The following is a 24,025-nucleotide window of genomic DNA, read 5'->3' on the forward strand; positions in this document are numbered from 1 at the left end:
TTAGTCCCCTCTCAGTACGTAACCCGCTCCCCGTACCGTCTGTATGATGCGCTTGCTCCCATATTCCTCAAGCTTCTGCCTAAGCAAAGCTATATATACCTCTAGTACATTAGACTCTCCGCTATAGTCATAGCCCCACACCTTCTCCATGATCAAATCGCGCGATAACACCCGCCGCGGATTGAGCATGAACAAGTGCAGCAGATCAAACTCTTTGGTCGTGAGCTCGATCGTCTGCCCTTCACGTACAACCTCCCGTGTATCCAGATCAAGCAGCACATCCTCCACTTGAACCCGCCGGGTTTGCTGCTCCGCCTTATCCGCTCGGCGCCTTAACAAGGAGCGAACACGGGCTAACAGCTCTTCTAGAGCGAACGGCTTAACCAGATAATCGTCTGCTCCTAAGTCTAACCCCTTCACCCGGTCCGATACTTCATCCTTGGCTGTCAGCATGAGAATCGGGACAGCGCTGCCGCTCTCACGTATCCGACGGCACACTTCCCATCCGTCCAACTGCGGCATCATCACATCGAGTATGATCACATTCGGCTCTTCCTGCAAGAGCAGCTTCAGCCCCTCCTGCCCATTGGCCGCGGTTGTCACAGCATACCCTTCGAATGCAAGGGATCTCTTCAGCATAGAAGTAATTTTTGCATCATCGTCAATCACCATTATTTTATCGCGCAACCCATTCACTTCCTTATGTTGACATCTCTTTCGCTATTGTACCATCACAATACAAAAGCAGGAAAGCGAAGCGGAGCATTCGCTTCCGTTACGCTTTCCTGCCTGGCAATGCGCTCAGCTTTCATTACTGTGCAGTCTTGTTACGATCCCCGACAATGACGAATGTATCAATCTTCTTGCCGTCCCGCATGATCTTTAATGTTACCTTGTCATCCGCCTTAAGGGCTTTGATCTTAGCGGTAACTTCTGAGCTGTTAGCAACAGCCGCACCATTCACTTCAACAATTACATCACCAGGAGCAAGACCCGCTTTCTGGGCAGGGCTTCCGGAATTCACCTGAGTAATAACCGAGCCCTTATTGTTCTCAAGCTTCAATTGGGACACCCATTCTTCCTGGATATCTTGTAACCCGACGCCGATGAAAGGTTGAGGTATTTTGACTCCGTTCTTCATGTTCTCAAGAACGGTGTTTACTGTACTTGTAGGGATGGCGAACCCGATTCCTTGTGCTTGCGCACTGACAGCGGTGTTGATCCCGATGACTTCACCATTCAGGTTCAATAACGGCCCGCCTGAGTTCCCAGGGTTAATGGAAGCATCGGTTTGGATCAGATGCTCATAACTGCGAGTCCCGCTTTGATCAGGAATTTGAATCTCACGTTCTCTAGCACTGAATACACCTACGGTTACGGTATGATCGAAGCCGTATGGATTCCCGATTGCCACAACCCAATCGCCTACACGGATATCATCCGAGTTCCCCAATGGAAGGAACGGAAATTCCTTACTGTCTTCAATCTTAAGTACGGCGAGATCCAGGCTGGCTTCTGCGCCCATCAGCTTTGCTTTCAACGGCTTGCTGTACCCTTGCACCTCTACTTCAATCTCAGTAGCACCTTCGATGACATGCTGATTCGTTAATATATAGCCAGACTTATCAAAGATGAAGCCGGAACCTAATCCTGCCGATTGACGTTGCTGCGTGTCGGTTGGTGTTTTTTGCGAGTTGCCGCCATTTCCGAAGAAATAATCGAAAAGATCGCTCCCGCTAGACCCGTTACGCTGTGATTTGTTGTTCCCTGTTACAAACGTATTGATCTTTACAACTGCGCCGCTCGATTTGTCCACAATCTCTGCAATGTTACCTGGACGTACGATTTCGTTCAATGCGGCTGTTGAAGCTCCGCCGTTCCCCCCATTGGAGTTAACTGTATTCTTAACTGCTGAACTGCTGTTAGAAGCAACGGTTGGCACATCCCCGCTGAACAAATCCATTTTGTCAGAGGCGAACATTAAGCTTGCCACTACTACTGCACCCGCCAAGAAAGTAGCGAAGTAGCTTCTCAAAGGGAATCTTTTGGGGGCCGATTGATTATAATCCCACTGAGTGGATGAAGAGGTTACATAGGGAGCCTGCCCACGTGCTTGCTGGGATTGATCTCCATACCCGTAGATCGGGCGAACTGCGCGCGGAGATGTAATCTCAACTGGTGCAGTCTCACCATCCGTATTTGATGTCGTCATAGAAGATTGTTCGTCGTTTATCGAAGATTTGTAAGGACCATAGGAGTAGTAGTAAGACGATTTCCCCTGATTATCTCCTGTAGGACCGTGGCTCTCTGAAGATGAATCACTACCGTATTGTTGATCTTGTTGGCTGTCGCGGCGATTATTCGACTCCTTGGAATCATCCCGGCCTCCATCAAAAAATTCATTGTAGTCGCGTTTATTGTTATCCATTTTGAATCTCCTCCCTGGTATTCATTATAAGGTTTAGCGAGTATGTGTTTGTAATATTTATTCTTATCCTTATTTAACACGCTAAACCTTAAACGAACCTTAAAAATAGCTAAACTGGAGTTAAATGTTTTGAAGTAGATACAAAATGTGTTTTTTTACACAACCAAACTGCTCTCAACCTGGCTCAGGATTTGCTTCGCCTGCTCCACCCAATGAGATTCTACGGAAGCGTCCTTATCAACCGGTTCTTGGAACTGGTCGAACAATGCTGTATAGATCCGCGGTTCAGCACCTGAATCCAACCCCTCGTTATATACATGCTTCAGCACAAATGGCGTACCGATTTGTACAGTTGTATCCGGATTGGAGCTATCCTCACTATCAATACTGCCTGCTTTAACTTGAAACGGGATACGCAGCCATACTTGGTTTGCCTCGTCCAGATTGCGATCAAAGCTGCCGTGATCGTAATCCCAATTGCCTCCTAGCGTGAATTGATGCTGCTGCAGCACATCTTTCATTCGATCAAACCCATCAACATGATTTTCTAATGCAGACGCTAAGGTTCTCATGGGACACTCCTTGGATTTACTTTTTTCCCTAGGATGGACCAAGAACACCTTTTTTATGTGGTTAGCCGTTGTTCACTGCCCAGCCTTTCCGATGCGCATAAATAGCTAACTGGGTACGATCCTGTGCCTCGCACTTCATCAATAGATTGCTTACATGTGTCTTGACGGTCTTAATGCTTATATGTAACTCCTCTGAAATATCCTTATTCGTCTTCCCATCCGCGATTAACAGTAACACTTCCTTCTCCCGTACAGTAAGCCCTTCCGATGAATCTTCCTGACCGTGTGCCGTCCTTTGCCTAAGACCCCGAGTAAGAGCTTGCGACACATCAGAATTCATCATTTGGAAGCCGCGGGCAGCGCTGCGTATCACATGGGCAAGCTCATCGGCAGCGACTGTTTTCATTACATAAGTAACCGCTCCTGCTTCAATGGCTTGAACCACTTTCTCATCTTCCAGAAAACTGGTCAGCAGCACCACTTTCACCGATGTATATTGCCTGCATACTTCCCGTGTTGCTTCGACTCCATCCATCTGCGGCATCATCAGATCCATTAGAATAATGTCCGGCAGCTCTTCACCTGTTTCTTGCAAATGTTTCAGCCTTTCTATCGCTTCCTTACCATTCGAAGCTTCCCCAATTACGTGAAAATCATCTTCCATAGTCAAATATGTACGAAGTCCAAGCCGAACCATATCATGATCATCTACAATTAGTATTCTCGTTCCGCTTCCACTCATTTTACTCCGACTCCCCTTGTGAAAATTTCGGCATGAACACCTTCACACGGGTGCCGGCCCCGGTCTTGCTAGTTATCTCTAACTCCCCGCCGAGCTTAAGCGCTCGTTCGCGCATTGTAGACAATCCATAGGAATGCATACGCTCCCCTTCGTCCTGAAAGCCTATTCCGTCATCATTAATCTGCAACACATATTGTTTTCCATTATCTTGAATCAACAAATCTACATGACGTGCGGAAGCATGCTTCACAACATTAGCCATGCCTTCCTGGATGATCAGGAATAATTGATGCTCCATCGCCTCAGACATCGAATCGGTTAGCCGAATGTCCATTTTGCCCTGCAATCCATTGTGGCGGCAATAATCCGGAAACCATTTATCCAACGCTTCAGACAACCGTTTGTCCTCTAATTCAATCGGACGCAGCTGTGCTAGGAGGCCCCTGAGCTGCTTTTGAGTAAGAGAAGAAAGCTCAACTAGCTGATTCAGAATCGGCTGTGCTTTCTGGGAATCGCCACGCTCCACCAATTTCGCCGAAGAAGACGCTGACATATGAATGGCGAACAGTTGCTGGCTTACGGTATCATGCAAGTCCCTCGCAAGCCTCTTGCGCTCTTCCGTCACCGCTACCTCATTAGACTCAGCAAGCAGCATCACGTTCTCCTCGCCTACTTTTTGCGTTAACATAACTCTTTTCTCTAGCGAAGTAGCCATTTCATTAAAATCTTTATAAATTCGATCAAAAGGATCGAATCCAAGCGGCGGGATCCGCTCGGACAAATTCCCTCTTTTCAGCTGCAGAATTGCCAAGTGAAGAGTATCAATTTTTCGTTGAAACTGACTAGCAATGAAATAAGCCCCGAATAAGCTGACTGCTGCTATCACGAGGCTGAAGTTTACCCAATGTCCTACTTCAGTTAAAGGATGGAACCAGAACAATTGCGCTGTACCGACTGCCCCTGCAAGCAGAAGCAGCAGAAGCCCGAAATATCCGAGCAACTGCCACTTCACACTTTTGGAATTCAATAATAAGATCCTCATCCGACTCGCTTCACCCTCACATCTCCGATGAACATGCTCACTACAATACGCACCCGCTTCTCAGCATCCTTATAACTCGGAGCAGCCGATTGCATACTACGGAACATTCCTCCCTCTCGGCGTTCGAATACGTTGATGTCCCCCAGGAATGACGAAGCCGTTACACTAACCTCAAGGTGAACATCGTTCGGAATAAATACTTTCACATCGCCAATAAAGGCAGATATATTAATTTTAGTCTCCCCATACGGGATGACCGCTCGCGTCAAGTCCAATTCGGTATCCCCGATGAAGTGAGAGATGTTCATTGGCGTAAGCTCCCAATAATCTTGGCCCACATGGAGATCGCCGATAAAATTATGTTTGTGCTGGACATTCCCGTGATTACCGTGGTGATTCCAGTCGTGATGATGGTGGTTATGCTGCCCTTTATGCGTTTCCTTCCAGTGCTGCTTCCATTCTTCCTTCTTGACGATCCATTCTTTTAGTATAGCAGGCTTCTCTGGAAGATCCTTTTTCCAATCCTCAGCAGGGTCGTGTGTCCCTTGCGGTGCTTGCGGTCCTTGTGGACCGTTCGTTCCAGCTGGCCCCCAAGGTGTCGACGATGGATTCGATTTAGGAAGGTCAACGGGAATGGCTGCATCAATTGGATTTGTTGGCGTCTGAGCTGAGTAAGGCGTGAATGGAGACTCGGTTGGATTGGTCCAGTCAGGCTCCTGTTTCTTCTCAGGCTTCTGTCTTCTCGGTCTAAGCAGCATATTCAGTCCTAAGCCTATTAGAATAACCGGAACCAGGAATTTGAATATATCATCGAATCCGATTGAGTTAAACCATCCCAGGTTATTGTTCAGAAAAACGAGGCCGATCAAAACCACTATTAAGTTCCACAGGTAGGAGCCGCCCCAACCGTAATCCAGCTTCTTTTGGATGAGGATCCCCTTCAGACCGAAGAAGATCAAGATGACCGGCCAATAATTGGAAAAGATATAACCTAAATCCACGACCACAATGTCTAACTGATTCAGTAAGAACAAGACACCTATCCCGATCAACACCAAGCCGCCGAACACTTTCCCCCAAATATCGTTTCGCATATGCGTTTCCTCCGAATTTCAATCAATGTTGTGCTCTTTTATTAATCTTATTGTAGAGGATTTGCGGGAATAAACAAAGAGCCGTGGGATGGATTTGTCCTCCGTCTGGAGACTGAGTTGTTTCATTATAAATATAAGAAAAAAAACTTGGCCGATAGCCAGGTCCTTGGTGTAGGCTATCAGTTGGGTTCGTGGAAGGACAGAAAGGCGGGCTCCAATCGCTGTTCGACTGTGGATGACGAGCCTCTTGGATCAGATTAATGTAGGGTATTCATCTACTTTAATCCGCTAAAGCAATTCTAACATTTATCTAACTCTATCACGATTAAAAAGGGCAACTCCCTCGAATTAAATACTTTCTGGTATGTTAAAAAAGAGGCCACAGCGCACCAGGCTGTGACCCCTCTTCTTGAAGTTAATTAGTTGCTTTGGTTTTGGTTCATTTCGTTTTGCATCATTTTGTTTTGACTCTGTTGGTTAGCTTGTCGAGCTGCTTGCACGCCAGAAGTCGCATTCAGTTCTTGTGCGAATTCTGTGTTGTTTTGCTGTTGGTTCTTTGCACGATTTTTAGCATTTTGAGCCAAGTTTTGTGTAGTACTGTCTTGTTTGTTATTCCTAGCCATTGGTATCACCTCCACGAACATTAGTATGGCCGTGGGCAAAAAAACTATGTGATCCAAACATTAAAAATGGTCCGTTTTCACCGTCGGTTCCTTAAGCATATTACGCAACTGTTCTTTACCTCGATGAAGTCTGGCTTTGATGGTGCCCACCGGCATCCCCATCTTCTCAGCGATATCCTGATCCTTCAAATCCTGATAATATTTGTATATAAATATTTGTCTGGTCGTGTTATCTAAGGACATTACGGATTCCCATACTATCTTCTGATCGATAAATTCTTCCACTTCTGAGGTGGCCGCTGCGGTCTCGTACATCATGCACTCTTCTTTGATCCGCTCTATGTATTTGGAACTGCGTTTGATCATATTATAGGCTGTGTTGGAGGCAATGACCTTGGCCCACTGAATAATCTTATCCTGATCCCGCAATGTATCCAGCTTCATTAATATTTTGAGCCAGGATTCTTGAACAACATCCATCGCTTCTGAGCGATTACGCATAATGGAATAGGCTACAATAAACATATGCTTATATAATTCCTGCAGCAATAATTCCTGCTCTTCTTGACCGACTTCATCCAAATTAACTGTTCGAGTCCACAATGGATCTCATCTCCTGCAAATGAAGAAAGTATTGAATTCGCTGTAGGCGCTTTCACCTCATTCTATCACACAAATGATGCAAAAAAAAGAAATCGTCTGGTTCAAAAAGAGAAACCGAGACGATTTTTGAGGATATACAATATTCGAATTATAAAGGGTATGGGAGCTCCTTTTCCATCGAGACCGCGGACATAATATCATTCCATTGCAAGAGTGTTTGCTCCGAAACTTTGCCATTCCCGATTTGGACGACGAGAACTTGAACTTTTCTCTTACCCCATTCTTTGTAAATCTGTGCTTTGCTTTCATAATACAGATCGATCTTCTTTCCTTTGATCGCTGAGCCTGTATCGGCTACAATCCCATACCCATATCCAGGAATATACAGGATGGTTCCAAGCGGGAACACCTTAGGATCAGCTGCGATGGTAGAAAGAATACCTTTCTTAACCTTCACCCCAGAGTAGGTAATCCCGTATTCGGGATGCCCTGGTTTCTTCCCAGTTGATTCCACACCAGCATAATAACCAGTCGCGATTACCTCAACACTATCGAACTGGCTAACGTCATGGTGCAGGACAGGAAGTAATTTATTTTGTTCCATTAACTCCTGCGGGGACTTTATCTTGGATAGCCGTTCACGCACAACCTGCTGGGCTGAGCTTTGAGTCGAAGTTGCCGGCTTCCAAGTTTCTTGACGACTTTCTGGTTGACTTACCCTCTGCAGCTGCAGAAGCTGCGAGGTGTGCAATGCTGACTCGGCTGCGCTATATTTTCGCATCGGGCCAAACACTGCTGCTATCAGGACTGCCAACATGATGACACTGAACCATTTAGTTCGGCTCATCGTTGAAAAAAACATGAGTGGATTCCTCCCCTTACTAGGAGGGTGTCCAAAAAGAATTAATATTATTCTAATTTTCACCCCACAAAGTGAAGGAAGCCTCTGGAGCTTATTCCTATTACTTTGCGGGGACCCCGGATTTCACCCCACAAAGTGAAGGGAGCCTCTGGAGGTTATTCCTATTACTTTGCGGTGGCCCCGGACTTTACCCCACAAAGTGAAGGGAGCCTCTGGAGCTTATTACACTTTTTTGGTGCGGATTTCCTCTTGAATCTTGGCAATGACGGATTCAGTGCTTTGTGCGCCTAGATCGCCTTCACCGCGTTTACGTACAGATAAGGTTCCTGAGTTTTTCTCATTCTCACCCACGACTAACATATAAGGAATTTTCTCGAGTTGAGCCTCACGGATTTTGTAACCCAACTTCTCATTCCGGTAATCCGCGTCTACCCGAATTCCAGCCGCTTTCAGTTGCTCTGTCACTTGGACTACATAGTCATCAAAGGCATTGCTGACTGGTATGACGATCGCTTGTACTGGGGATAACCAAGTTGGGAAATTGCCGGTAAAGTTCTCAAGCAGGAACGCAGTCATACGCTCCATTGTGCTGATGATGCCGCGATGGATAACGACAGGTCTGTGTTTGTTGCCGTCATCTCCTACATACTCTAAGCCGAAACGCTCTGGCAATAAGAAGTCCAACTGTGCGGTGGACAAAGTCTCTTCCTTCTTAAGCGCTGTGCGGATCTGTACGTCAAGCTTCGGTCCGTAGAACGCTGCTTCACCCTCAGCCTCGAAGAATGGTAAGCCCATCTCTTCTACAACTTCCCGAAGCATCCGTTGCGACATTTCCCACATTTCATCATTCTGGTAATATTTCTCTGTGTCCTTAGGATCACGGTATGAGAGCCGGAAACGGTAATCCTTGATTCCGAAATCTTCATATACACGTTGAATCAGACGAACCACGCGAGAAAATTCTTCTTTGATCTGGTCGGGACGACAGAAAATATGAGCATCGTTCAAGGTCATCGCGCGAACACGGTGCAGACCAGTCAATGCCCCCGACATTTCATAGCGGAACTGATTGGCAAGCTCTGCAATTCGGATCGGCAGATCCCGATAGCTGTGCATCTCACTCTTATAGACCATCATATGATGCGGGCAGTTCATCGGACGAAGGACAAGCTCTTCATTGTCCATCTCCATCTTAGGAAACATATCCTCTTGATAGTGATCCCAGTGACCGGAGATTTTGTATAACTCGACACTCCCCATTACAGGCGTATATACATGCTGATACCCTAACGATTCCTCTACATCTACAATGTAACGTTCCATCAATTGGCGAAGCTTAGCGCCCTTAGGCAACCAGATAGGCAGCCCTTGACCTACTTCTTTGGCAAAAGTGAACATCTTGAGATCTTTACCGATCTTGCGGTGGTCCCTTTTCTTGGCTTCTTCCAATAGCTCCAGATGCTCATCCAGCTGCGCTTTCTTGGGGAATGCAGTTCCATAAATACGTTGAAGCATCTTGTTCTTGGAATTACCGCGCCAGTAGGCACCTGCTACGCTGAGCAGCTTGAATGCCTTGATCCGACCTGTTGACGGCAAGTGAGGCCCTCTGCACAAGTCGAAGAATTCACCTTGATCATAAATAGTAAGAACTACATCCTCCGGCAAATCACGGATTAACTCCAGTTTATAAGGATCCTCCAGCTCACCGAAGATACGCAGAGCTTCTTCACGGCTTACCTCCCGGCGGGTGATCGGTAAGTTCTCCTGGGAGATGCGCTCCATTTCTTTCTCAATCTTAACGAGGTCTTCAGACGATAAAGGCTGCTCCATGTCAATATCATAATAGAAGCCGTCTTCAATAACCGGACCGATCCCGAGTTTCACTGCTTCATTCCCATAAAGGCGTTTGATCGCCTGAGCCATTAAGTGCGCTGTGCTGTGACGATACATTTCCAATCCGTCTTGTCCGTCAAGAGTGACAATTTCAACTGCTGCATTTTGTTCCAAAGGAAAGCTCAGGTCCACGACTTTTCCGTTCACCTTGCCCCCTACTGCGTTTTTCTTCAGACCTGAGCTGATGGAGCTTGCTACATCCTCAATCGATGCTCCTTGCTCGTATTCCCTTATTGCGCCATCTGGTAAAGTAACCTGTACCACTGCCATTGCTAATCTACTCCCTTAACTGATTTTTTGAAATAAAAAAAGCACCCTCATCCCAGAAGGGACGAGCGTGCGGTCTCGTGGTTCCACCCTAATTCATTCCGCTCCCAACACTCTAACTAAGATCAGACGAGGGATAACGAAAACTCATAAGAATTCTGTAACGGGAATCATCCGGGGTTTCTTAATAGTCTTCAGAAGAAGATGACGTTCGGAAACACTGCTGCAAAGGGGTAAATCACCGTATAATGCGGAAGGAGATTTCAGCGCGAGTCTCCTCTCTCTGGGCCGATTAACATCGGGATTGTTGTCTTTGGTCAAAGCAGATCACATTTGTTATCCCTTATTATAGCGTCAACTAACGAGTTGTCAAGGAGATAACTGGTCTTTGTTATGAACACCCAGCACAGGATGGCATCCCTTGCAGTTCACACATATTTGTGCGCGGTCCTCGAATATTTGCATGATCGTCTTCACAACCTGCTCTTCTGGATCTCTCGTATGAATAACAATATTTTGCGGAGAGACAGAGATCAAGGTGCTTACAATCATATCCTCAAAGTTGATCTCACGGTCCAACAGCTCTACAGTAAAGGAATCAAACTCCTTGGTTTCGATGGGTGCCATTTTGTCATTCAACAGGGTGAAATCATGTCCTCCGTGATGCATCAGATGGGCCACAGGTATTTTGGCCTCCTGAATATATACAAAATATTTCAAAAGCGAAATAAACTCCTGATATTGCTGATCCATAATATATTCGTCAATCGCATATTCCACAACTTCCTTCAGTTCATCCCGATAATCTGCTAAGCGGAAACGGATTAATCCTTGAAGATTCAGCTCGGTCTGCTCTTCGAAGTACTTACGAATTTCAGCGGCAACCTTCTCTTGTCTGCGTACTCTCGGCTTCGGCATCCCTTCGGTTTCTTCAGGCTGGTTCAACAGGTGCGTACAATATTTCTCGATTGCCTGCACATCATGCGGCTCTTCATACCGATAAGGTCCGCTGATCACTTCCCGAAGCAGCTTCATCTCCACTTGGTCCATGATAAAGGCCGACAATATATTCGCAGCTTCCTGCAGGATCGGCTTCCCCCATTCCGACACTTGGAAATCAGGCAGCACTCCCGAGCACTTTAACGTGAAGTAAGAACGAAAGTTTTGGCAATGCAATTGAATCGACCCTTGGGGTATATGTATGTGCTGGAAGCCCTCGATTAGACGCTCCCGAAGCAGTTCCTTCTCTTCGGATAACGATTTAGGTACAATAACGTTGAACAGTTCCATGTGAATCACTCCTTTCCATCCGCCAATGAGGCATCAAACTCTTACATAAAGTATATGGCCCCTCGCTCACGGATATACAAACAACAATTTGGCATCTGGTTGTGGTAGTCCTTATTACCACTTTTTCCCCGGAATAAACCGACCGCTTTATTGACACGGGCAAAAGCGGCATGCAAAAAGCCTCCAAAACCACTCTCATAAGTGGGATTGGAGGCTTTTCCAGATAACACTGTTCCATTCGAACTTACACGCTCTCGATCACCATCGCGATGCCTTGACCGCCGCCGATGCATAGGGCGGCTAGACCATACCTCTTACCTCTGCGCCGCAACTCATAGGCAAGGGAAAGAAGAATGCGCGAACCGCTCGCGCCTACAGGATGTCCAAGCGCGATGGCGCCACCGTTCACATTGGTACGGCCGCGGTCTAGCTCAAGCAGCTTCTCTACGGCCAAGTACTGCGCTGCGAACGCTTCGTTCATCTCGAACAGGTCGATGTCGGCCAGGGAGAGACCCGCCCGCTGCAGCGCTTGGAGCGATGCAGGGACAGGTCCGATGCCCATCACATCAGGCTCTACGCCTGCAATCCCCCACGAAACGATCCGGGCAAGCGGTTGGCGCGAGCCAATCGAGCTCTCTGAAGCTAATACCAGCGATACGGCACCGTCATTAATCCCGCTGGAATTGCCTGCGGTGACGGAGCCGCCATCCCGCTTGAATGCCGGCTTCAGCTTAGACAAGATCGCAGTTGAAGTATCAGCCTTCACCTGTTCGTCCGCGCTAACGACAATGGCTCCCGCGCGACCAACCAATTCAACAGGCGCAATCTCTTTTGCCAGCCGATCCCTTGCAGCAGTTGCCCGCTGATGGCTGAGAACGGCGAACTCGTCCTGCTCTTCTCGCGTGATAGAGTAACGTTCTACAAGATTCTCTGCTGTAACGCCCATACCGCAGCCAGCATAATGATCCGTCAGCGTGTGCATCAGCATATCCTCCAGCTGAATAGGGCCAAGCTTAGCTCCGCCGAAGCGGCTTACAAAATCAGCATGAGGCGATTGCGACATATTCTCCGCTCCTCCAGCTAGCGCATAGGCAGATTCACCTAACCGGATGCCTTGAGCCGCAGAGATCACCGATTGCAAGCCAGAACCGCATACACGGTTAACCAGTAGAGCCGGTACTTCCACTGGTACACCCGACTTAAGGGCAATGTGCCGTGCCACATAGGGTCCAGTAATCGAGGAATGGATTACGTTTCCATATATAACTTGATCAATTTGTCCCGGTTCAACCTGAGCACGACGCAAAGCTTCTTTGGCACTTACCACGCCTAACTCGGTTGCCGATAATTGCTTGAAAGACTGCCCGAAGGCGCCGAACGGGGTGCGTGCTCCGTCTAATATATATACTTCCTTCATTTGCCGTTCCCTCCCTGGCCTACACTTTGTCTAGCTTGCACAAGTCTAATCAGCTTGCGGTCACGCTCTTCAAGAACTTGATTCAATGCACCTTTATCTTCATAATCATAGATTCCTCTACCTGTCTTCGTACCTAGATTTCCTTGCTGTACATTGCGCATGATGAGGTCCGGAGCTGACGGACTGGTATCTAATAGCGGGAATAACTGGGCGCTAACCTTGCTCCATACATCCAAGCCGCCCAGGTCGGCTGTCTCAAAAGGTCCTTGCAGTGCCCAACGCAAGCCAGGCCCATGCTTCACAGCGGCATCGATATCATGCGCCTCTGCGATCCCGCTCTCCAGTAAAAATACCGCTTCTCGGAGCAAGGCGGACTGCAGTCGGTTGGCAATGAAACCCGGACAGTCCCGCTTCAGTACAACCGAAACTTTCCCGCAACCGCGAAGCAGGTCCATAATTTCTGTTAGTGACTCTTCGGAAGCCTGGGGATGCTTCACAATCTCTACAAGAGGCACAAGTATAGCCGGATTGAAGAAATGCAGAATAATCATCCGCTCCGCGAACGCAATGCCTTCTGATAGTTGTGCCAACGGATAAGAGGACGTATTGGAAGCTACAAGTGCTGAACTTTTTATCAGGGATTCCATTTGTCGGTAAAGCGTCCGTTTAACTTCCAGTCGTTCTGGAGCAGCTTCCACTACCAGATCCGCATCTTGAACAGCGACCTCTAAGTTTGTTGTATACTCTATTAGATTCTCTGCGGATTGCACATCCAGCGTGGTTGTTGATATAGATTGTGCGCTTTGCTCGCTTGCTACCAACTCCAAATTTCGTCTAATATGTGTGGCAGCCGTTTGCAATACTGAATCATTGATATCGTATAGGCTCACTTGCAAACCAAATTGCGCGAACAATTGAGCAATCCCATGCCCCATCGTTCCAGCACCTAATACCGCTACTTTTGCAATCAATCTCATCATCCCTTCATCGTGCAGCTACTGCTCCTGAGTTCATTCTGTGCCTACCATAAAAGGCTTGCTTACTGTGCCGTATACCCTCCGTCTATTACAACCGCCTGACCAGTCACACCTCCAGCCTTTTCACTAGTCAGGAACACAGCATAATCCGCAATTTCACGAGGCTGCAGCAATCTTTTCTGCGGGACGAGCGGGTAAATGACATCCTCTAACACTTGCTCCAGCGCTATTCCTCGATTCCATGCAAGATCTGCAAGCTGGTTCCGGACAAGCGGTGTATCCACATATCCCGGACATAGTGCGTTCACAGTGATTCCATACTCCGCCCCTTCCAAAGCGGCGACCTTCGTCAAACCGATCAACCCATGCTTGGCGCTATTATATGCTGCTTTGCCAGCGAATCCGACCAGCCCGTTAATAGATGCCATATTGAGAATGCGCCCGAACTGCTGTTTTTTCATAATCGGAAAAACATGTTTGATAGCCGTAAATGGGGCGACAAGCATCAGACTTATCAAACGTTCAAACTTATCAGTGGGAAAATCCTCTATTGGCGCGATGTGCTGCATACCTGCATTATTGACCCACACATCGATTCTCCCGAATTGCTGTGTTAGTTGAGTAACGGCTCCTTCAAGCTCCTCTTCCGAGGTAACGTCAAAAGAAAGCCCTATACATGTAACGTTTCCTCGCTTCTGCAGCCTGCTCACTGCTTCTGTTACACGTTCCTCGCCGCGATCACATAGAACCACTATTGCTTCTTCAGCCGCAAAAGCTTCTGCCAACGCGAACCCAATCCCTCCCGCTGCACCGGTAATTACAACAACTCGATCTCTATGCATCATCTTCAGTACGCCTCAGCCCTGAACGCAGGGCTTAAAGTCAGCTTAGGCTCAATAGAAGCCTGGATTTGCTCTGGCGTAAAGCCCTGAGCCGTCTCTATCAGCACTAGCCCATCAGCTGTCACATCCATTACGGCGCGCTCTGTAATAATTCGGTGAACTACACCTTGACCGGTTAGAGGAAGCTTGCAGCTATGGAGAATTTTGGGCTGCCCGTTCTTTGCTGTGTGTTCCATAATAACCAGAATGTGCTTAGCCCCGTGCACGAGATCCATCGCACCGCCCATTCCTTTGATCATTTGCCCGGGAATCATCCAGTTGGCCAAATCCCCGCTCTCCGACACTTCCATACCGCCCAGGATCGCAATGTCGATATGCCCGCCGCGAATCATCGCGAAGGATTCCGCGCTGTCGAATAACACAGCTCCAGGGATCAGGGTGATCGTTTCTTTCCCTGCGTTGATTAGATCTGCATTCGCTTGATCAGGCAAAGGATAAGGTCCAATACCGAGCAGCCCATTCTCGGACTGGAGCACGATATTCCGACCCTTTGGAATGTAATTCGCGATAAGGGTAGGCATGCCAATCCCCAAATTCACATAGGAGCCTTCGCGAATTTCGGCCGCCGCTCGTCTGGCGATCTTCTCACGAACGGCTGCTTTATCATCAAGCGCCTTGATCGGTTCGTCTCCTGATGAGGTTGTAAGACGTTCAATTCGTTTCACTTGCTGCCCGACGATCAGATTCTGGACATAGATGCCTGCCGTGTGGATGTGATCAGGCTGCAATTCTCCTGCCTCAACAAGCTCTTCGATCTCTGCAATGGTAATGGCTCCTGCAGCCGCAATCATGGAGTTAAAGTTTCTCGCCGTAAAGTTGTATACCAGATTGCCCATACGATCGCCTTTTATAGCTCGCACCAAGCTGTAATCGGCTTTCAGGGCATGCTCTAGCAAATACTTTTTACCGCCAAATTCTCGCACTTCTCGACCTTCAGCAACAGGCGTCCCCACGCCCGCCGGTGTATAAAAGGCCGGAATACCCGCTCCGCCAGCACGAATACGCTCCGCCAATGTGCCCTGCGGGACGATCTCAATCTCAATTTCATTGGCGAGAACCTGGCGCTCGAACTCTTTGTTTTCTCCCACATAAGAACCGATCATTTTGCGGATTTGCCTGTTGCGCAGCAGAAGACCCAGACCCCAGTCATCTACACCGCAATTGTTAGAGATCACAGTCAAATCTTTTACTCCCGAATTCGCAAGTGCTACAATCAAATTTTCCGGAATTCCGGAAAGCCCAAAGCCGCCCACCATAATAGTCATACCGTCTTTTATCCCGCTTATTGCCTCTTGAAATGATGTTACAATCGGTTTCATCGGCTTATCTGACCTCCTGAATATAAGTTTGGAACAGTTCACTATAATACTAAAGCAAAAATCGTGCCAACTTTTCGAGAAAGGTGGATCAGAATAGGTTTTCTCCGTTGTTAGGAGTAGGTCTATTGATAGACGAAGAGGTTGGAAGTGGGGCGTGGATTGATGGCAGGGAGCAGCTTCACATATAAATGGACTGCAAAAAATTATTGCGTTTACTAGCAAACGATGGTTAGGAAGTAGCATATCGATCGGTGAATTATCCCCATAACGCAAAAAATTCCTGATAACAGGAAAATCAATCCTGTCATTAGGAATCCAACTTCGTTTTATCCAGTTTGGCGTACAAAGCTGATTTACTCAGCCCTAGCCTTCGTGCAGCCAGACGCTTGTCTCCATTAGCTTCAATGAGGGCACTCTGGATCCATTGCTGCTCCATTTTCTCTAACGCTTCTTTTAAAGAACCATGACCATCACCAACAGGCCCTATTGTCGTTCCAACAGCTGCTTGCTGCTTCAAATATTCAGGAAGATCATCAGCTTTAATCGTACGGCCTTCCATCATAAAGAGTGTGCGTTCCAGTACATTGCTCAGCTCGCGCACATTGCCAGGCCAATTATAGGCTTGCAGCAGGTTCATTGCTTCAGGCTCAATTCCAATCGAATCCGCATCGGTTTCTTGACTTTGCAAGTCATATAGCAACCCCTCACACAGTAGAGGGATATCCTCCTTACGCTCTCGTAACGAGGGAATTCGAAGCTCGACAACATGCAATCTATAGTACAGGTCCCGCCGAAAAGTACCATCCTCCAACATCTGCTCAAGGTCTCGATTCGTCGCAGCGATAACCCTAATATCAACAGCTTCTGGTTTACCCCCGACCGGTTCGATTTCTTTCTCTTGCAGCACTCTCAGCAGCTTGGCTTGCATGCTAAGCGATAATTCCCCAATTTCGTCCAGAAAGATAGTACCTTTATCGGCCAGAGTGAATTTTCCCGGTTTGCCTGTTTTCTTGGCCCCTGTAAAAGACCCTTCTTTATAGCCGAACAACTCCGACTCGAACAGAGACTCAGGAATAGCCGCACAGTTCACGGTAACGAACGGGCCATAGAATCGCTTACTCAACTGATGAATCGCATGAGCGAATAATTCTTTGCCTGTACCGCTCTCCCCGACTAGCAGCACTGTGCTATTGGAGTTAGCAGCTCTTGCCGCTATGGTCTTCACTTTTTCTATCGCTTCGCTTGTGCCTGATATTTGCTCTATTCGATATTTTGCAGCAAAAGCTGATCGGCCCTTCAGGTCAGAAGCATTCAAATACGCTTTAATCTCTTTATATTTGGCATTCATCTCGAACAGCTTGTCGATATCCTGGAACATAATTTTACCCACGACAGCAATGAGCTCTCCTCCGCTAAATACAGGGATCCGATTCGCAATCATCCAATGGCCGCGTATTTTCTGCAGCTCCGCGAATTCGGCCTTACCCGTCTTGGCTACTACATGCAATCTGGTGTTCTCAATGACCTCCGTAACATGCTTTCCAATCAATTCTGAACGATCCCGTTCAATAAATGAAGCATAGGTTTCATTTACTTCGAGCACGTAACCGTCACGATCCGCCACCACTATGCCTTCATAGGCGCTCTCCAGTGCGGTGCGATAGAGCTTCTGCTCTTCTTTTGACTTGGTCAAAGCATGAGACATTTGCTGCAGCAGCTGATGCACCCAACCATCTTTATGAATGTTCACTCGTATAGATCCTGCCCTTCCCGCAAATGCCGTGTCTAGTTCCTGTAAATATATATTACCATAGGTTCTTCAACCTGATCATCTGTAAGGAATCACCCGATTACATAATTTCTGCTCCAACGTGGAAAAATACAGCAAGGTTGTGCGCGGAATGTTCAACAACCGAATTATAAAATCCGACAAGGAGTGAATCCACGTTTGAAACGATACTGGACATGGCTGGCAGGGTCGGTTGCGTTGCTGCTTCTCTTCACGCTCACGACTCCTGTAATGGCTGGACAAGATAGTGGAAGGCCTTTTCATTTTGGCTTCAAAATGAGCAAGAACGGTCAGCTTCCCTCCATAAATGAAGAAGGCTTCAAAGACATTATCGATAAGCATGGAGCAATCTTTCTCGGTGATACGAGCCGTAAAGCGATCTATCTAACCTTTGATAATGGTTATGAGAACGGGTTTACCCCGCGTATCCTGGATACGCTGAAGGAGAAGAAGGTGCCTGCTGTTTTTTTCGTAACCGGCCATTACATCAAAGAAGAACCAGAGCTGTTGAAACGAATGCAGGCGGAGGGCCATATTATCGGCAACCATTCGTGGAGTCACCCGGATATGACGACCATATCCGATGGCCAAATCAAGGAAGAGCTGGATAAAGTGAAATCACAGGCCATGCAGGTTACCGGGCAGTCTGACATGCTGTTCCTGCGCCCGCCTCGAGGAATATTCAGCGAACGTACGCTTGCCGTCACCAGGCAATTGGGTTACACGAACGTATTCTGGTCCATCGCTTACAAGGATTGGGATGTCCATGCCCAAAAAGGCGCCCAGTACGCCTATGATAGTGTGATGAAACAATTACACCCGGGTGCCGTTATGCTGCTGCACTCTGTCTCAAAGGATAACGCGGAAGCTCTGGGGCGAATTATTGACGGAGCCCGTAAGCAAGGCTACGAATTCTACAGCTTGGAGCAATTAAACAGTCAGAACCCAGATAGCCGAATTCTGGGTGTTCAGTAAGTAATCCAATAAATCGTCAGGTCCTGCTCGTTCCGAGATAGATCTGGCGGTTTTTTTGATGGAGGCGTATAGTAGATAGCAAGAAAATCACCTGTAACATATTGGAATGCGAAAACGTTAGTAGGTATAGAAACATTCCAGTAAGGGGCGTTCTATTGTGCGAATCAAATTGTTCATGACCGTAATGATAATGGCTTTGTTGCTAGTCGCTTGTGGAGATAAACCGCCATTCCCCAAAATTAAAGTGGGTGATCAGAAAGTTCTTGTTGAACAAGGCACATATAGCTGGCGCTTCCTGGCTAAACATGTCATTGCCGACTCTCCAGGTCCGTCTGATATAGTCGATCCAGAACATGATGCAATCACAGTTGCCCCCGGCTCCGAGTTAAGCATTACCTTCAGCAGTAAACCGAAAACGATGGTGCTCTCGACCTGGGAGGGCAACCAGGAGCTTTCTACTGTAGAACTAAAGTCGGGCAAATACAAGCTCCCTTCAGATAAAGGCACTTATATTTACTCTGTACACGCCAATTGGAGCAAAGGCAGCGGAATGTACGCTTTTGTATTGAAGGTCGAGTAATAATAAAAGCCGAAGGCATACGTTCTCGCCTTCGGCTCTCTATATTATCAGGAATGATTCAATTCTGCATCACAAAATCTTTGTCAACTGTTGCGTTCTCATCATCGAATACCCTCAAGGTTTCGTAGCGGGTGTTGCGTTGAGCTGGAATCTTACCCGCTTCGCGGATTAACTGCAAGGTTGAATTAATCGTTACCTTGTGTGTTGTACCCGCCGCAGATACGACATTCTCTTCAATCATCGTGCTGCCGAAATCGTTGCAGCCGAAGCTCAGCGATTTCTTGCCAACTTCAGGTCCCATTGTTACCCAAGACGACTGGAAGTTCGGAATGTTATCCAACATCAATCGGCTAATCGCCAAGGTCTTGAGGTATTCATCCGGGCCGAGCTTCTCACCCTTCAGATTCGTATTATCCGGTTGGAATGTCCAAGGGATAAAGGCTAGGAAGCCCTTTGACGAGTAACCGTTGCGAATGCACTCATCCTGAGCGTCGCGAATACGCAGCAAATGCAGCACCCGCTCCTCCATTAATTCGCCAAAGCCGATCACCATCGTCGCTGTTGTGTTCATCCCGATCCTGTGAGCGGTAGACATCGCTTCGATCCAATCTGTCCAAGAGCCTTTCTGGCGGCTGATCTTCCGACGAGTTCGGTCGTCAAGAATTTCTGCGCCCCCGCCAGGTAGCGAATCAAGTCCAGCTTCATGCAGCTGGCGAATCACTTCTTCCAGCGACAACCCGTCCGAAACATCTTTCATTTTCCATATTTCCGCAGGTGAGAACGAATGCATAGTGATGTCGAAGCGCTTCTTGATTTCTCGCAATAAATTCGTATAATAACTGAACGGCAAGTCAGGATTCGTTCCGCCCTGCATCAAAATTTCAGTCCCGCCTACATCGATCGTTTCCTGGATTTTCTGAAAAATAACTTCATCCGGCAGCACATAACCTTCCTTCGAGCCTGGGGCTCTGTAGAACGCGCAAAACCGGCAATACACGTCACAAATATTCGTATAGTTCACATTCCGTCCAATCACAAACGTCGTAATCGGTTCAGGATGCCACTTCAGCATAATTTGGTTGGCCGCTGCGCCGATCTTCTCAATCTCATTAGAGGCATAAAGCTCCAGTCCGTCTTCCATGCCCAATCGCTCTCCTGCTACTACTCTATCCAAAATGCGATCCAAAACACTCATTTATCGGCACACTCCTTATCGCAACTGCAATCAGTGATTAAACATGCTTATTCCCTAATGGTAACACAATCGCCTTGTCGCGTCATTACTGTGGAACGTAATCGTTTGACAGGTTTGGGACAATTTCATTTCCAGTGTTGCGTTTCCGTATGCCTCTGACTATAATGGGATATTAATATAACACAAAGCGTCGAAGAGAAAGAGTAGTTGGACCTTTTCTTTTGAACAGAGAGCCCCAGTCGGTGAAAAGGGGTAAAGAAACGTCTGACGAACATGGTCTCCAAGCTGTGCATCGAACCTTGATCTCCCTTCAGAGGCAGATCAGGAAGTAGGCTGCAACGGGTGCACCCGTTATCGTGCTAGAGTATAACCGGCTGCGTGTCTATCACCCCATTCTGATCAGCATACGGCGTACTTGAAGAGGTCAATCCCGTGAGGGGTTGATGAATTTAGGTGGTAACACGTGAGCACAGCTCTCGTCCTTTCTTAGGACGGGAGCTTTTTGTATTTTCAGACTTTAGTCGGAGAGGATGATCATGGATGAATATTTTTATTGGAGGCGCATGGCCCTATGCGAACGGTTCCCTGCATTTGGGACGTGTGGCGAGTTTGTTGCCGGGTGATATTCTTGCACGTTATTATCGCTTGAAAGGCGAAGAGGTGCTGTACGTATCCGGGAGTGATTGTCATGGTACACCGATTAGTGTTCAAGCTAGACAGGAGGGCGTCTCTCCAGAAGTCATTGCGGATCGCTACCATAAGGAATTCTCCGAGTGCTTCCGCCAGCTTGGCTTCTCGTATGACATTTACACGAGGACGGACGACCCGTTTCACCATCAGGCCGTTCAGAAGCTGTTCCTACAGTTATTGGACAACGGCCATTTAGTGCGTAAATCAGTGGAACAAACCTTTTGTACCGCATGTGACCAATTTCTACCAGATCGTTTTGTTGAGGGTCAATGTACTCATTGCGGTCAGATAGCCAGAGGTGATCAATGTGACGCTTGCTCCTCTCTGCTGGATCCAATCGACCTCATTAACCAGACATGCAAATTGTGCGGGTGCACACCTGCCGTGAGACAGACCGAGCATCTTTATCTTGCGTTATCTCTGCTTCAGGAGAGGCTGGAGCACTATCTGGCGGAATCAACCGGATGGAGAGAGAATGCGGTTCATCTGACTGGCAGGTATTTGAATGAAGGACTTCATGACCGAGCCGTAACACGAGATTTGCCTTGGGGGATTGACGTGCCTGCAGCTGGCTTCGAAGGGAAAAAAATATATGTATGGCTGGAAGCGGTATGCGGCTATTTGACTGCCAGTATGAAGTGGGCACAGGAAAACGGAAAGGATTGGAAGCGCTTCTGGTCCGAGGAGAATACTCTCGCTTATTACGTGCATGGGAAAGATAATATTCCTTTTCACACATTGATATGGCCCGCTATTCTGTTAGGTGTTGGCAATCTTCATTTGCCCGACCGCATCATCTCCAGTGAATATTTGACCTGGAAGGGAAAAAGTTCTCGACAAGCCGCAATTGGGCGGTATGGCTGCCTGACCTGCTAGAGCGATACGATCCGGACACTATTCGATATTTCTTAGTCATTAACGGGCCTGAGAAAAGAGATTCCGACTTCTCTTGGAGGGAGTTCATTTACAGCCATAACAGTGAATTGTTAGGCGCATTCGGAAACTTCGTGAACCGTAATTTGTTGTTTATCCAGAAGTCTTATGGGGGAAGAGTTCCTGAGGCTAATGTAGATGAGGGTATTCGATCACAGTTGAGTCGTCTGTATGAACAGGTGGGAAGACTTGTTGAAGAGGGTAAGTTCAAGGAAGCGCTGGAGGTCGTATTCGCGTATGTACGCAGCTCCAACAAATACTTCGATGAACGCAAGCCATGGGCAGAGCTGAAGAGTGATCCGTACAACTGCAGCACAACACTCTATACATGTATCCAGATTATTGCTAACTTTTCCAATCTGCTCGATCCCTTCCTACCCTTCTCCTCAGAGAGAATCCGCAGCTATCTTGGGCTAGGCGAGCCGGGGTGGGAATACACTCAGGTCCTTCCCGGCAAGCCGTTACCAGCACCGGAGATATTGTTCCAACGTATTGACCGCAGCCGGATTCAGGAGGAGATCGACCGTTTGGGGTGAGGCTGCTGGATTTAATGGGTACATTTCCAAAATACAAAAAACCGTCGATCCCAGGATCGACGGCCACTTTATCTATTCCGCTTCTAGTCAGCTTTCAACTCGTTCTTGGCCGCTTCGAGTGCAGATGCAAGATCGGAGATCAGATCATCGACGTGTTCAATTCCGACAGAGAAACGCAGTAAACGATCATCCACGCCAACCTGCTTACGAATTTCTTCCGGAATATCGGCATGAGTCTGTACAGCCGGATAGGTCATTAGGGACTCAACACCGCCCAAGCTCTCCGCGAATGCAATGAGCTTAATATGACGAAGAATGGGCTCCACTAATCTGGCATCCTTCACCTTGAAGGAGAATATACCTGTGTTCCCTGACGATTGCCGATTTTGTACCTCATAGCCAGGATGGCTTGGTAATGCTGGGTAAAAAACTTCAGCAATCAGTGGATGTTCGAGCAAAAAGTTCGCAATTTGTGTAGCATTCGATTCATGGCGCTCCATTCGGATAGCCAGAGTCTTCATCCCGCGCATAAGCAACCAAGCATCCTGAGGACCTAATACAGCCCCAATCGAATTATGCAAAATGGCCATTTGTTCGGAAAGCTCCTTGCCCTTTGTTACAATTAGTCCTGCCAACACATCATTGTGACCGCCAAGATACTTGGTCGCACTGTGGACGACAATATCGGCACCAAGCTCAATCGGTCTTTGAAGGAAGGGTGTCAGCAAAGTATTATCGACAATACTGAGGATTCCTTTCTTCTTGGCCCAGCTGCACACTTTTTCGAGGTCTGTTATCATCATTAACGGGTTTGTAGGGGTCTCGATCAATACAGCCTTGGTTGCAGGTGTCCAGTTCGCTTCCAGTGCGTCCAGGTCATTGGTATCCACATACGTGGCCGTTACACCAAAGCGTGTCATGATTTTCTCGATTAAGCGATACGTTCCGCCGTACAAATCCAGGGATACGAGCATGTGATCGCCTTGGCTGAATAAAGCAAATACCGTCTGCAACGCCGCCATACCTGAACTGCAAGCAAACCCGGCGTCTCCCGATTCCAATTGGGCAATAGCCTGCTCCAAGATGGTTCGAGTCGGATTCTTCGTGCGGGAGTAATCGAACCCTGTGCTCTGCCCAAGCTTGGGATGGCGGAAGGCAGTAGCTTGGTAGATCGGATAACTGACGGCACCTGTAACCGGCTCCGAGATCGAACCGATTTGGGCCAAAAGGCTTTCAATTTTCATAAATGATAGTTCCTCCTGGATAAGTGACTTGTTATCATAATAGGTTGCGAAG

At 47.6% G+C, this 24,025-nt stretch carries 20 protein-coding genes, 2 pseudogenes and 1 other annotated feature; of the genes and pseudogenes, 3 read left to right on the forward strand and 19 right to left on the reverse strand.

What is annotated here, in order from left to right; genetic code table 11:
• The 17 genes and pseudogenes from AC58QD_RS22855 to AC58QD_RS22935 all read right to left on the reverse strand — a co-directional run bounded on the left by AC58QD_RS22855 (nt 1) and on the right by AC58QD_RS22935 (nt 17,781).
• Nucleotides 1–687 carry a response regulator transcription factor gene (locus tag AC58QD_RS22855; protein ID WP_497337313.1) on the reverse strand — a complete coding sequence of 229 codons (687 nt, stop codon included), beginning with the start codon at nt 685–687 and terminating at the stop codon, nt 1–3.
• A gap of 124 nt (nt 688–811) precedes the next feature.
• Complete coding sequence (locus AC58QD_RS22860) at nt 812–2,428, reverse strand: S1C family serine protease (RefSeq protein WP_497337314.1); 1,617 nt, start codon at nt 2,426–2,428, stop codon at nt 812–814.
• A gap of 155 nt (nt 2,429–2,583) precedes the next feature.
• Entirely contained in the window at nt 2,584–3,000 is a 417-nt protein-coding gene (locus AC58QD_RS22865; protein ID WP_497337315.1) for a YugN family protein, read from the reverse strand.
• Between the two features lie 61 nt (nt 3,001–3,061).
• Nucleotides 3,062–3,742: a response regulator gene (locus AC58QD_RS22870; protein ID WP_497337316.1), complete on the reverse strand. Its 681-nt coding sequence runs from the start codon at nt 3,740–3,742 to the stop codon at nt 3,062–3,064.
• Between the two features lies 1 nt (nt 3,743).
• Nucleotides 3,744–4,769, reverse strand: a complete 1,026-nt coding sequence (locus tag AC58QD_RS22875; RefSeq protein ID WP_497337317.1) for a sensor histidine kinase — start codon at nt 4,767–4,769, stop codon at nt 3,744–3,746.
• 11 nt (nt 4,770–4,780) lie between these two features.
• Entirely contained in the window at nt 4,781–5,878 is a 1,098-nt protein-coding gene (liaF, locus tag AC58QD_RS22880; protein WP_497337318.1) for a cell wall-active antibiotics response protein LiaF, read from the reverse strand.
• A gap of 419 nt (nt 5,879–6,297) precedes the next feature.
• Nucleotides 6,298–6,501: a hypothetical protein gene (locus tag AC58QD_RS22885; protein WP_497337319.1), complete on the reverse strand. Its 204-nt coding sequence runs from the start codon at nt 6,499–6,501 to the stop codon at nt 6,298–6,300.
• A gap of 60 nt (nt 6,502–6,561) precedes the next feature.
• On the reverse strand, nt 6,562–7,104 hold the full coding sequence (locus AC58QD_RS22890) for an RNA polymerase sigma factor (protein WP_497337320.1): 543 nt from the start codon (nt 7,102–7,104) through the stop codon (nt 6,562–6,564).
• Between the two features lie 148 nt (nt 7,105–7,252).
• Nucleotides 7,253–7,966: a 3D domain-containing protein gene (locus tag AC58QD_RS22895; protein WP_497337321.1), complete on the reverse strand. Its 714-nt coding sequence runs from the start codon at nt 7,964–7,966 to the stop codon at nt 7,253–7,255.
• A gap of 222 nt (nt 7,967–8,188) precedes the next feature.
• On the reverse strand, nt 8,189–10,129 hold the full coding sequence (gene thrS, locus AC58QD_RS22900) for a threonine--tRNA ligase (protein WP_497337322.1): 1,941 nt from the start codon (nt 10,127–10,129) through the stop codon (nt 8,189–8,191).
• A 366-nt stretch (nt 10,130–10,495) separates the two neighbouring features.
• Nucleotides 10,496–11,416 carry a sporulation protein YtxC gene (gene ytxC, locus AC58QD_RS22905; RefSeq protein ID WP_497337323.1) on the reverse strand — a complete coding sequence of 307 codons (921 nt, stop codon included), beginning with the start codon at nt 11,414–11,416 and terminating at the stop codon, nt 10,496–10,498.
• Between the two features lie 244 nt (nt 11,417–11,660).
• The gene (locus AC58QD_RS22910) at nt 11,661–12,833 is read right to left on the reverse strand and encodes an acetyl-CoA C-acetyltransferase (protein ID WP_497337324.1); all 1,173 of its coding nucleotides are present in this window, start codon (nt 12,831–12,833) and stop codon (nt 11,661–11,663) included.
• Nucleotides 12,830–13,804 carry a 3-hydroxyacyl-CoA dehydrogenase family protein gene (locus tag AC58QD_RS22915; RefSeq protein WP_497337325.1) on the reverse strand — a complete coding sequence of 325 codons (975 nt, stop codon included), beginning with the start codon at nt 13,802–13,804 and terminating at the stop codon, nt 12,830–12,832. The genes AC58QD_RS22910 and AC58QD_RS22915 overlap by 4 nt, the downstream gene beginning before the upstream one ends.
• 68 nt (nt 13,805–13,872) lie before the next feature.
• Entirely contained in the window at nt 13,873–14,652 is a 780-nt protein-coding gene (locus tag AC58QD_RS22920) for a 3-hydroxybutyrate dehydrogenase (protein ID WP_497337362.1), read from the reverse strand.
• Between the two features lie 5 nt (nt 14,653–14,657).
• Nucleotides 14,658–15,332 (reverse strand): 3-oxoacid CoA-transferase subunit B, encoded by a 675-nt coding sequence (locus tag AC58QD_RS22925; protein ID WP_497337363.1) that lies wholly within the window; start codon nt 15,330–15,332, stop codon nt 14,658–14,660.
• Between the two features lie 21 nt (nt 15,333–15,353).
• Nucleotides 15,354–16,031, reverse strand: a pseudogene (locus AC58QD_RS22930) (CoA transferase subunit A); the annotation flags it as partial.
• A gap of 307 nt (nt 16,032–16,338) precedes the next feature.
• Nucleotides 16,339–17,781 carry a sigma-54 interaction domain-containing protein gene (locus AC58QD_RS22935; protein ID WP_497337326.1) on the reverse strand — a complete coding sequence of 481 codons (1,443 nt, stop codon included), beginning with the start codon at nt 17,779–17,781 and terminating at the stop codon, nt 16,339–16,341.
• A 270-nt stretch (nt 17,782–18,051) separates the two neighbouring features.
• Here AC58QD_RS22935 and pdaA point away from each other — a divergent pair, with 270 nt between their 5' ends.
• Nucleotides 18,052–18,795 carry a delta-lactam-biosynthetic de-N-acetylase gene (pdaA, locus tag AC58QD_RS22940; RefSeq protein ID WP_497337364.1) on the forward strand — a complete coding sequence of 248 codons (744 nt, stop codon included), beginning with the start codon at nt 18,052–18,054 and terminating at the stop codon, nt 18,793–18,795.
• A gap of 157 nt (nt 18,796–18,952) precedes the next feature.
• Nucleotides 18,953–19,375, forward strand: a complete 423-nt coding sequence (locus tag AC58QD_RS22945) for a hypothetical protein (RefSeq protein ID WP_497337327.1) — start codon at nt 18,953–18,955, stop codon at nt 19,373–19,375.
• A 58-nt stretch (nt 19,376–19,433) separates the two neighbouring features.
• On the opposite strand, the gene mqnC is transcribed toward AC58QD_RS22945, so the two are convergent.
• Nucleotides 19,434–20,570: a cyclic dehypoxanthinyl futalosine synthase gene (gene mqnC, locus AC58QD_RS22950; RefSeq protein ID WP_497337328.1), complete on the reverse strand. Its 1,137-nt coding sequence runs from the start codon at nt 20,568–20,570 to the stop codon at nt 19,434–19,436.
• Between the two features lie 181 nt (nt 20,571–20,751).
• Nucleotides 20,752–21,057: a binding site (T-box leader), on the forward strand.
• Nucleotides 21,058–21,110: 53 nt separating this feature from the next.
• Here mqnC and metG point away from each other — a divergent pair.
• Nucleotides 21,111–22,729 (forward strand): annotated as a pseudogene (gene metG / locus AC58QD_RS22955) (methionine--tRNA ligase).
• 83 nt (nt 22,730–22,812) lie between these two features.
• Here the strand turns inward: metG and AC58QD_RS22960 are convergent.
• Entirely contained in the window at nt 22,813–23,973 is a 1,161-nt protein-coding gene (locus AC58QD_RS22960; RefSeq protein WP_497337329.1) for an aminotransferase class I/II-fold pyridoxal phosphate-dependent enzyme, read from the reverse strand.
• Between the last annotated feature and the right edge of the window lie 52 nt (nt 23,974–24,025).

Source organism: Paenibacillus sp. J2R1T-4, from assembly GCF_059692235.1.